The sequence below is a fragment of the Amycolatopsis saalfeldensis genome (assembly GCF_900110575.1).
In the GTDB taxonomy this organism is placed as follows: Bacteria; Actinomycetota; Actinomycetes; order Mycobacteriales; family Pseudonocardiaceae; genus Amycolatopsis; species Amycolatopsis saalfeldensis.
The window spans coordinates 33599-44135 of the sequence record NZ_FOEF01000028.1 but is presented as its reverse complement, the minus strand read 5'-3'; the positions used below and the strand labels follow the sequence as shown (position 1 = coordinate 44135).

Sequence of the window (10537 nt, the reverse complement as noted above, 5' to 3'; positions counted from 1 at the left end):
AAGCCAGGATGTCGAGGGCTGACAACCGCGAGCACGAGCCATCCGCTGAGGTCGAACCGTTCGTCTGGACGGCCAAGCACACCGTCGTCCTCGCCGTCCTGTGCGCGGCCCAGGTTCTCGACGGCATCGACGTCACGGTGGTCAATGTCGCTCTGCCGTCGATCGGGCACCAGCTGGGGTTCTCTCCGGACACGCTGTCCTGGATCGTCAACGCCTACATGGTGACCTTCGGCGGGTTCCTGCTGCTCGGCGGACGTGCCGGCGATCTGTTGGGGCGCCGCAAGGTTTTCCTGGGCGGGTTGGCGCTGTTCGTGGTGACCTCGCTGGTCGCCGGGCTGACCCGGGACGCGGGCCTGCTCGTCGGCGCACGCGCGGTGCAGGGTTTGGCGGCCGCGCTCATCGCTCCGATGACCCTCGCTTTGATCGCGTCGCACTTCCCGGTGGGCAAGGGGCGGGACCGGGCCTTCGTCCTGTGGGGGGCGGCCTATGGCCTCAGCAGTGCGCTCGGTCTGGTCCTGGGCGGGCTGCTGGTGAACGGCCCCGGCTGGCGTTGGATCTTCCTGATCAACGTGCCCATCGCGGCGGTCCTGTTCGTCGCGGCGTTGCGCAACCTGCGCCCAGACCGACCTGCCCGCCGGCACCAGCGCTTCGACTTCGTCGGCGCAGTAACCTCCACGGCCGGCGTGGGACTTCTCGCCTATGGCGTGCTCAGCGCGAGCACGGGCGGCTGGGGCAGCGCCAGGACAGTCGTCGTCCTGATCGCCGCTGTCCTGCTGCTCAGCTACTTCGTCGTTCACGAAACGCGGATTGCGCGCGAGCCGCTCGTCACGTTCTCGCTGTTTCGGGAGCGGTCGCTGGCCGGGGCGAACATCGTCACCGCCCTGCGCGGTGCCGCTATGTTCGCGCTGTTCTACTTCGCCACGCTTTACCAGCAGCAGGTGCTGGGCTACTCCGCGCTCAAGACCGGCTTGGCCTACCTGCCACTCACACTGATCCTCGTGGTCGCCTCGGGCGTCGGTCCGATGCTGGTGCAGCGCATCGGCATCAGATTCGTCTTGTTCGGCGGGGCACTTGTCGCCGCTGCCGGACTGCTGTGGTTCACCCAAATCACTCCCGATGGATCGCTGATGTGGAGTGTCATCGCGCCGTCGGTGGTGGTGGCGCTGGGCTTCGCGATCATGGTGGTGCCCTCCACAGTCGCGGCGCTGACCGGTGTTCCCCAGGCGCACACCGGTATCGCGTCGGCCATGCTCAACGTCAGCCTTCAGGTCGGTGGTGCGCTCGGTCTCGCGGCGCTGTCCACTGTGGCCACGTCGAAGACAGCCGGTCGAGCCGGGTCCGAGGCGCTGGTGGACGGCTTCGTCTTTGCCTTCATCGCGGCTGCGGCACTGATGGTGGTCACCGCGATCGTGGCGCTCTTCCTGTTCCGCGAGGACGGGCGTGGCGGGAAGGTCGACGTGATCGCGCTCCAGAAGGCCGAGTTGGACAGCTGAAGGGATACCGGGACCACATGACCAGCGTGCCCAAGCGGGCCGTGATCGTCGGTGCGGGAATAGCGGGCCTGGCCACGGCACTGCGACTGCGGCAGATCGGCTGGGAACCGCTCGTGCTGGAGCGGGCGCCGCACCCGCGCGGGGCGGGTTACGTGCTCAACTTCTTCGGGCTCGGCTACGAAGCAGCGGAGCGGATGGGTGTGTTGCCGGGCCTTCGCCAACGGCACACCGGAGTCCCGCGCCTTGACTACGTCAAGCCCGACGGACGCCGGCACTTTTCGGTGGCGAGGTCGACCCTGGAATCGATCCTCGATGAGCGCAACCTCACCCTGCTGCGCGGTGACATCGAGACCGTGCTGTACGACGAGGTCCGGCGGGAGGTCGAGATCCGCTTCGGCACCACGATCGACTCCATCACCAAGGACGGTACCGGTGTCCGCGTCGGACTCAGCGACGGCGCGACCGAGCACGCGGACCTGCTCATCGGTGCTGACGGCGTGCACTCGAAGGTGCGCCAGCTTGTCTTCGGACCGGAGCACCGGTTCCGTCGGGACCTGAACCACATCGTCGCGGCCATTCCGCTGGAGACAATGCCCGCGGGAACCCGATCCGGAACGACCACCACGCTCACCTCGACCGGTCGCACGCTCGCGATCACCAATCTGGGCCCGGATCGCACCGCGGCGTTCTTCACCTACGGAACGCGCGACCCGGACGCCGAGCTGGCGAAGGGACCGCGGGCGGTCGTCGACAGGTTCGGTGATCTCGGCTGGGCGGTGCCGGATCTGCTGGATCTCGTGACCACGTCGGATTCGCTCTACTTCGACAGCGTGTGCCAGGTGGTGACCGATCGGTGGAGTGACGGGCGAGTCGTCCTGATCGGCGACGCGGCGTGGTGTGTCAGCCTGTTCGGCGGGTACGGCGCGTCCCTGGCGGTGGGCGGCGCGGACCTGCTCGCCACGGAGCTCGACCGCGCCGGCGATGACATCACCGCCGCCCTTGATACTTGGGAGGCGAAGCTCCGTCCCGACATCGAGCGTCTCCAGAAGATGGGCAGGCGTAACACCGCGGCACACGCGCCGGGAAGCCGTTTCCACGTCTTCGCACGCAACCTGGTGATGCGGATGGTCTCGTTCCCGCCGGTGCGTCACCTGGTGCGGCGGCACTTCCAGCTCGACGGCAGGCATTGAGCTCGATCCGACTCTGGAGGGCGACAGGTGCGCAAACCTGGGCGGGCACGCCACTCGCTGGCGGTGATCACGGTCCTGGTCGTTCTGACGGGCGCGGCCGTGCACCTGTGGATCAGTCCCGGTGCCGGTATCGCACTGATCGTCCTCGGTGCAGCCCACCTGGTCGTCGGAGCGCTCGGCTACGTCTGGTGGCGCAGACGACGGGCAGCCGAGTGCGTGCGGTAGTCGTGATCCGGTCAAAAGGAGCGTCCTGATGGAACCCGAACCCGAGGTGCTGATCGCCGGCGCCGGCCCTACCGGACTGACCCTTGCGTGCGGACTGCTCGCGAGCGGCGTCACCGTTCGCGTCGTGGACAGAGCGGCTGAACCCGCCGGGACGTCGCGTGCGTTGGGTCTCCAGCCGAGAGGGATCGAGGTGGTGGAGCGCCTCGGCGCGCTGAGTGACTTAGCCGAGCGCTCTCTGCAGGTCGAGCGGATCGTCGTGCACCTCAACGGCGAGCAAGCGGCCAGTATCCGCGTCGGACAGCGCACGGCGCTGGTCACGAGACCCGGCCTGGTGATCTCGCAGGCGGAAGTCGAAGCAGCGCTGCGTCGACGCGTCGTCGAACTGGGCGGGCACGTCGAGTGGGGCCGCGAAGTGGTTGCGGCTGAACAGGATCCGCACGGTGTGCTGGTGACTTTCGCGGATGGAGACGAGAAACGCGTCGCGTGGCTCGTGGGTTGCGACGGGGCGCACAGCCGCGTACGTCAACTCGCCGGCATCGGTTTCCCCGGCGTGCCGCTCGCGGAGCGTTTCCTGCTCGTCGACGTCCACGCGGATCTCCCTCTGGCCCGGAATTCGATCTACGCGTGGCTCGAGGGCGACAACGTGTTCGGGGCCTTCCCACTCCCGGGACCGGACTTGTGGCGGCTGATGGCGCCGACCGCCGACCCCGGGACCGAGACCGACCGGGCGACCCAAGAGGCGGTCCTCGCCGACATCACACGCATGGCGGAGGAACGTACCGGCTATCACCGGTCGCTGATTCGCTCGCCCGAGTGGGTCACGTCGTTCCGGATCCACCGGAGGCTGGCCGACACGTACCGCGACGGCAGGATCCTGCTGGCCGGCGACGCCGCCCACATCCACAGCCCGTTCGGTGGCCAGGGAATGAACACCGGTATCGGCGACGCCGAGAACCTCGCCTGGAAACTCGCCATGGTCGTCAACGGCTCGGCCGAACACGCACTGTTGGACAGCTACGAAGCCGAACGACGGCCCATCGCGGCGAAGGTGCTCAAGTCGACCGGTGCGATCAGCAACCTGCTCCTCGGGGACCACTTCTTCGCCCGCCTGCTGCGTGACCGAGTCATCATCCCGTTGATGAACAGGGCGACGATGCAACGGCTCGTCTGGGAGAACGTCTCCCAGCTGAAAGTGTCCTACCAGGATGGCCCGCTGGGCCATCGGGCACGGAAGTGGTTGTCCGGTAAGGGGCCGCGGCCCGGCGACCGGGTTCCGGACATCGAGTGCGTGCGCGCCGAAGATGGTGGGCGAACCGGCTTGCACGCCGAACTCGGCAACAAGTGGGCGCTGGTGGTCTCCGGCCAGGAGATGGGGGATGAGCACACCGCGGTCACGGTCAAACACCTCGGCGAACACGGCACGACCACGCTGATCTCCGGTCAGACCCCCAAGGGGGACACGATGCTGGTACGCCCCGACGCCCACCTCGGCTGGCGTGGGCAGGCGTCTCCCGATGTCCTCGACCGGTGGCTGAGCACCGCGCTCCGGCGGGGTCGCGCTGACTGAGTTGCTGGGAATGACGAAACCGCCACACGCGCTCCGGCGATTGGGATCCGCCGATGTGGCACCGCCCGCAGTCCCGCGCCGCAGGACCCACGAAACAGACAGGAGCATCCGACATGGGCGAGCCGCTGGCATCGTTGCCGACCAGGCGCGACAACCCCTTCGACCCACCACCGGAGCTGCTGCGGATCAGGGACGAACCGGTGCACCGCCTGTCCTTTCCGGACGGTCACGCCGGCTGGCTCGTGACCGGCTACTCGACGGCTAGGAAGGTACTGGCCGATCGCCGGTTCAGCGTGCGGCAGGAGCTGAGGCACGAACTGATCAGCCGTGGTTCCTCTCCGCGGCCGGAGGAACCGGCGCAGCCCGGCTTCTTCGCCAGGATGGATCCGCCCGAGCACACCCGCTACCGGCGCCTGATGACCGCGCACTTCACGGTTCGGCGGATGAAGCACCTGACGACGAGGGTGGAACAGATCACCCGGGAACGTCTGGATGCGATGAGGCGACTGGGGCCACCGGTGGACCTGGTCAAGGAATTCGCGCTGCCGATCCCCTCCACGGTCATCTGTGAGCTCCTCGGCGTTCCGTACGCCGACCACGAGTTCTTCCAGGGTCACTCGTCGACCATGGTCGCCCTGGACATCTCCCGTGAGGCGTTTGCCGGTGCGATGTCCGCGCTTCGCGGGTACCTCGCCGAACTCGCGGCGGCCAAACGCGCCGGCCCCACGGACGACATGATCAGTGTGCTGGCGCGAGAGGAAGGCCTCACCGACCTGGAGATCGTCAACATCGCGCTGCTGCTGCTCGTCGCCGGCCACGAGACCACCGCGAACATGCTGACCCTGGGTACCTACGCGTTGCTGCGCAACCCCGAGCAGCTCGCGCTGCTGCGGTCCGACCCGTCGTTGGTGGAGGCTGCGGTCGAGGAACTCCTGCGCTATCTATCGGTCGTCCACCTCGGCGTCCGGCGTGTCGCGCTGGAGGACGTGGAGCTGGACGGGATGACGGTCGGGGCGGGGGAGACCGTGGTCGTCTCGCTGCCGGTGGCCGACCGCGATCCGGAGCGACACCCGAACCCGGACGAATTGGACCTCGCCAGGCCGGTGGGCGGCCACCTGGCCTTCGGCCACGGCGTGCACCAGTGCCTGGGGCAGCAACTGGCCCGGACCGAACTCAGGGTCGGCTACACCGAGTTGCTGCGGAAGTTCCCGTCACTGCGCATGGCCGTGTCGCCCAGCGCTGTGGCGATGCGGGAGAACACCGCCACTTCCGGGGTGCAGTCCCTACCGGTCGCCTGGTGAAACCCGGCCGCTCGGTACCAGGACCGAGCGGCCGGGTTTCACCAGAACGAGGAATGGTCACACGACCAGGCGATAGCACTCGCCGTGGACGACCTGCTTCCACTCGTCGTTTACGCGAATGTAGAAGTCGTCGTGGAAGCTGTTCTCGTCGATGCGGGTGAACTCGTCGATCACTTCCACCTTGCCCTCGTGCGTGTACATGGTGCCGGTGAATTTCAACTTGCCGCTTTCCCAGCTCGAACCCACCGACGCCTCGCTGCCATGGAGTCCGTGGTTGTCGTAAAAGTAGACCTGGAAATTGGAGGCGGCGGGATTCCATCCGGCCACCCACGTGGTCCTCCCGGCTCGTGCCAGGGACTGGATATCCCACTGGTACCATTTGCCGTCGTGAATCGGGTGGATGACACCGACCATCTGGCTTTTCGCAGGTAGGCCTTGCATGGAGACCTCCGCGTCGCACTTCCAAGTTCCCAGCAGGAAATCTAGCTCTTTCATCTGGTCTGGTTTGAGGCCGGTGGTCAACGTGGACTCCTGAGTTGTCCGACCGCTCGATGCTCGACCGGCCGGAGACTGATCGGACGGTGAAAATCGGACAAGGGGATTATTGATTTTGCAAAATTGCCGCTCATGTGATTTTAACCAGGTCAGAGAGTTACCTTCAACCCCTAATTCCCCCTACTGTGAGCTCTCAACGGTCGAGTGCGGAGCCGGGATGGATAGTTGATCAAGCCTTCCCGCGCGGATTCAGGGCGGTGTCGTGTCGTGAGCCAGCGCGAGCGCCGCTGAGTCAGGAGTATGAGCCCGGCGGCTATCCCGACCTGGGAGGCGAAGTCTGTGACCGATGGGACTGGTACGGCAGCCGCAGTCGGGGATGTTTGGCGCGTTGTCGCTGGCAATGGCTGTGGTTGGCGCGGGTTTTGGTGGCGTCGTCGCCAGTGTGACCAGTGATGGGTGCGCGCTTCGGGGCGGGCAGGGTCGGTGAGAGCGGACCAGGGGCAGATTTCATTGCAGGACAACGGGATCAGGCGCTCTATTTGGGCGGCTGTGCCCTTTTCGTCCCGGTCGCGTTCGGTGTGGGTGGCGACGGCGAGGAAGCGGCGGCGGGCATGGACAGGGTGATGTGTGCCGGTACCAGGCGTCGCCAACGCCGCCTATGTCGCCCAACGCACTGGCAGCGACGCCGTCGGAGTGTTCCTGGTCGACACCGGCGGACAGAAGACCACCGCGGTGGTCCGCCAGCTCCAGACCCGGCTCGGTCCGGCCGCGACCCTGACCGAGATCGCGCACACGCGCACCCCCCGTCGGCTCCAGTGTCACCGCGGTTGACCTCGCCGGTCTGACCCGAGTCGAACTCGGATTCGCCCTCGTGCTCGCCGCCTCAGGCGGCCTGGCCCTGGCCCTGGCCCTCGCGCTCGGGCTCGGGCTCGGGCTCGCCGAACGACGCCGGTCCTTCGCGATCGCCGGTGCACTCGGCGTGACTCCTCGCCGACCGCGCTCGTTCGTGCTCGGCGAAGTGCTTGTGCTCGGCGCTGGCGGCCTGCTCACCGGCGGCCTCGCCGCCTGGCCCCTTTCACGCCTGCTGGTGACCGTGCTGACCGGGGTTTCGACCCGCCTCCGGCCGCACTCGCGGCCGAGGCCGGCGTTGAAGAGGTCATCGCCGAGGTCTTGCCGCGGGACAAGGTCGACGCCGTGCGCAGGCTGCAGGACCAAGGCAAGGTCATCGCGATGGCCGGCGATGGACTGAACGCCGCCGCCGCTTTGGCCCAGGCCGACCTCGGGCTGGTGATGGGCGCCGGCGCCGGCACCGACGCCGCGATCGCGGCGGCCGACCGGACCCTCGTACGCGGCGATCTGCGCGCCGCGGTCGACGCGATCCGGCTGCCGCGGCGGACGTTGCGGACGATCAAGGGCAACTTGTTCTGGGCGTTCGCCTGCAACGTCGCCCTGCCGTTAGCCACGGCGGGCCTGCTGAACTCGATGATTGCCGGTGCGGCGATGGCGTTCAGCTCGGTCTTCGTGGTCAGCAACAGCATCCGCCTGCGTGGCTTCCGCTCGGCCGGCTGAGATTCCCTTCGACGGCGGCGTCCACCAGCGCGGTGGGCGCCGCCGTCACGAGCAGGACACCAGACCGGTAAACGCGACCAGCGCTCCCGCGACCAGCGACGGGGCCAGGAACGCGGTGAGCCCGCCGGCCACGGCGGTGACGCGGCCAGCCATCGGGTGGGCGCGTGGTGGCCGGGCCTGGAGCCGATCGAGACGGATGGCGGTGTCGCCGCCGGCCATGGCCAGTGCTCGCCGGGGGCCGCCTTCGGTGCGGATCGAGAGCAGCGCCGAGCGCAACGGTCCGGTGCCGCACTGGGCAGCCGCCACGTGGTCGGCCGACAGCTCGACGAGCAAGCGGATGGCCGCGGGCAGCTCCCGCATCAGCGGGACGAAGCGCGCCGTGCGGCCGAGCACGTCCGCGCAGGCGGTGAGCAGGTGGTGATGGTCGCGTAGGTGGGCGCGCTCGTGCGCCAGGACGGCGTCCAGCTCTTGACCTGACAGCCGTGCGGCGAGTCCCTCGCTGGCCACGATCATCGCGCGCCGCCCGCCGAGGCTGTAGGCCACCGGCTCGTCGTGCGGCAGCCACAGCGTCGGCACCGTCTGGGCATCCGCCACGCCGCACAGCCGCAGCGCGGCCAGGTGCCGGCGGTACTGAAGGTTGCGATGCCGGCGTCGCCCGGCCGACGCCACGGCCAGCCGGACGGCCCCGGCGAGGGCGAGCGCTCCGGCGCTCGCGCCGACGACCGGGTCGAGCAGCGGCAACCCGCTGTGGCTGAGCGCGGCCCAGCAGTCGTGCAGCACCCGCAGCACAGCGTCGGCCGGGCCGTGCCCGGGCAGCACGAGCAGCAGCACTCCCGCGACGGCGCCCGCCAGTACCCCGACGGCGGTCAGCAGCCACCAGGCGGTCGCCGTCGCCGGAGAGATCCGGCCAGCGGCCAGCCTGCTCAGCGGGCGTGGCGACCACCACCCCACGATCAGGGCCCCGAGCAGGAGCGCCGCCGCGACGATCACCGTTTCCGCGACTTCCGGCGCAGCGCCCGGCGGAGGATGTCCGACTCCTCCTCGGACGCCGACTGGACGAAGTGCAGCAGTACCGATTCGCGGTCCTCGGTGGAGTCCAGAAGCTCGCGCACCGTCTGTGCGGTCGCCTCCTCGCGCGAGGAGGTCGCCCGGTAGTGATACGCGCGGTTCTGCATCTCGCGCTCGACCCAGCCCTTGCGGTGCAGGTTGTCCAGCACCGTCATCACCGTGGTGTAGGCAAGGTTGCGGTCCTGGTTGAGCTCGTCGAGCACTTCCCGGACCCGCATGGGTTCCGCCACGTTCCAGAGCACGTCCATCACCGACGCCTCGAGCTCACCCAGTTTCAGCATGGCACCTCCGAGGAGCAGGATACTTCCTCCGCCAGGTCACCCGACGATGCGCCGTGCCCCCATCAGGTGTCCGTCGCCGCGGATGGGCCGCACGTCGACCAGCTGACCCTCAGTCGGCGCGTCGACCATCTTCCCGCCGCCCACGTACATGCCGACGTGGTGGATCGCGCCGGCGTCGCCGGAGCCGTCGTCGTAGAACAGCAGGTCGCCGGGGACGAGCTGGTCCAACGGCACGGCCTTGCCCGCGGTGAACTGCTGCCGGCTCGCGCGGGGCAGCGAGACTCCGGCCTGCTTGTAGGCCCACGACGTCAGCCCTGAGCAGTCGAACTCGCTCGGGCCGGTGGCACCCCATTGGTATTCGGAGCCTCGTTTGGACAGCGCGACCTGCAGGGCGTCGTTCGCCGCGCCGGGCGGGCCGAGATAGGAACCGTTGTCCTGCACCTTACCGAGTTTGCTGCGATCTGAGGACGGCAGCTGCGCCAGCGCTTTGCGGACCTCGCCGATCTGGTTGTCGAGGTCCGCCTTGCGTCCCTGGACCTCTTCCAGCGCGGTGGCAGCGTCGTCTGCTGCCAGTTGTGCCGACTTCTGCGCGTTCACGGCCGCGGCGCGGGCCTGGCCCGCGGTGGCGACCGCGCCCTGCAAACGGGTCAGCGTTTCGTTCTTCTGCTCCGCGAGCAGGGAAAGAATGGACGTGCGGTCGAGGAACTCCTGACGGCTGCGGCTGTCGAGCAGCACCGCCACATTGCTGAGCTGGCCGCCTTCGAGCGCCGCATTCGCGACCTGGTTCGCTTGTGGACGGAGTCGATCGATCTCCGCTTGCGCCCCGGCAACCTCGGAGTTGGCTTCCGCCACCCGCGCGTCGGACTTGGCGCGGTCGCTCTGCCGGGCAGCGAGCTGCTCTTGAGCGCCCAGCAGGTCTTCGTCGGCCTTGGCTGCCTGCGTGCCGAGTTCCTGGTATCGCTGCATCGGGTCCTGGCCGCCGCTCGGGGGCGGCGCGGCCTGCGCGGCCGCCGGCAGGGTGGCGAAGCCCAGGACGACGAGCGCGGCGGTGGCGGCTATCGGACGTCGGAAGGCACGACGCCGTTGCGGTGTCACGGGTACTGACTCTCCTGTCATGAGGACCGGTGTTCGGAGTGGACCGCCCCGCGGGCCCGCGGTCACAGTAAGGTAACGCGCGGATCTTGTCCACTATGTCATCTAGTACTACCGATGACGTTGTCGGCACCCGGTGAAGCACGCAGGCATGTGGCGGAGACGGCGTGAGAGAACGCACAGTCGCCAATGGAGACTCGAATAGCGCGGGGTGAAGTGTCGGGGCCACGGTTGACCGTGGCCCCGACCGGCGAGG

10 protein-coding genes are annotated in these 10537 nt (G+C 68.4%); 6 read left to right on the top strand and 4 right to left on the bottom strand.

Annotation, left to right across the window (positions count from 1 at the left end; all coding sequences use genetic code 11):
* Window positions 1–8 precede the first annotated feature (8 nt).
* The 4 genes from BMY97_RS40580 (at window position 9) to BMY97_RS40565 (ending at window position 5776) form a co-directional block, all read left to right on the top strand.
* Window positions 9–1493 (top strand): MFS transporter, encoded by a 1485-nt coding sequence (locus tag BMY97_RS40580; protein ID WP_091628313.1) that lies wholly within the window; start codon window positions 9–11, stop codon window positions 1491–1493.
* Window positions 1494–1510: 17 nt separating this feature from the next.
* On the top strand, window positions 1511–2683 hold the full coding sequence (locus tag BMY97_RS40575) for an FAD-dependent monooxygenase (protein ID WP_091628311.1): 1173 nt from the start codon (window positions 1511–1513) through the stop codon (window positions 2681–2683).
* Window positions 2684–2936: 253 nt separating this feature from the next.
* Window positions 2937–4475 (top strand): FAD-dependent monooxygenase, encoded by a 1539-nt coding sequence (locus BMY97_RS40570; protein ID WP_091628310.1) that lies wholly within the window; start codon window positions 2937–2939, stop codon window positions 4473–4475.
* Between the two features lie 113 nt (window positions 4476–4588).
* Window positions 4589–5776, top strand: a complete 1188-nt coding sequence (locus tag BMY97_RS40565; RefSeq protein ID WP_091628308.1) for a cytochrome P450 — start codon at window positions 4589–4591, stop codon at window positions 5774–5776.
* Between the two features lie 57 nt (window positions 5777–5833).
* Here BMY97_RS40565 and BMY97_RS40560 read toward each other — a convergent pair whose 3' ends face one another.
* Window positions 5834–6298, bottom strand: a complete 465-nt coding sequence (locus BMY97_RS40560; protein WP_143086413.1) for a DUF1579 family protein — start codon at window positions 6296–6298, stop codon at window positions 5834–5836.
* 600 nt (window positions 6299–6898) lie between these two features.
* Here BMY97_RS40560 and BMY97_RS47465 point away from each other — a divergent pair.
* Window positions 6899–7102 (top strand): hypothetical protein, encoded by a 204-nt coding sequence (locus BMY97_RS47465; protein ID WP_091628303.1) that lies wholly within the window; start codon window positions 6899–6901, stop codon window positions 7100–7102.
* A gap of 30 nt (window positions 7103–7132) precedes the next feature.
* A complete protein-coding gene (locus BMY97_RS49730; protein WP_425425403.1) occupies window positions 7133–7840 on the top strand; it encodes an HAD-IC family P-type ATPase in 708 nt (235 codons plus the stop codon).
* Window positions 7841–7885: 45 nt separating this feature from the next.
* Here BMY97_RS49730 and BMY97_RS40545 read toward each other — a convergent pair whose 3' ends face one another.
* Genes BMY97_RS40545 through BMY97_RS40535 form a run of 3 tightly spaced genes read right to left on the bottom strand, consistent with a single transcriptional unit; the run spans window position 7886 to window position 10284 of the window.
* A complete protein-coding gene (locus BMY97_RS40545) occupies window positions 7886–8830 on the bottom strand; it encodes a M56 family metallopeptidase (protein ID WP_091628301.1) in 945 nt (314 codons plus the stop codon).
* Entirely contained in the window at window positions 8827–9189 is a 363-nt protein-coding gene (locus BMY97_RS40540) for a BlaI/MecI/CopY family transcriptional regulator (protein WP_091628299.1), read from the bottom strand. Before BMY97_RS40540 ends, BMY97_RS40545 begins: the two co-directional genes overlap by 4 nt.
* Before the next feature lie 36 nt (window positions 9190–9225).
* On the bottom strand, window positions 9226–10284 hold the full coding sequence (locus tag BMY97_RS40535) for a C40 family peptidase (RefSeq protein ID WP_091628297.1): 1059 nt from the start codon (window positions 10282–10284) through the stop codon (window positions 9226–9228).
* Window positions 10285–10537 lie beyond the last annotated feature (253 nt).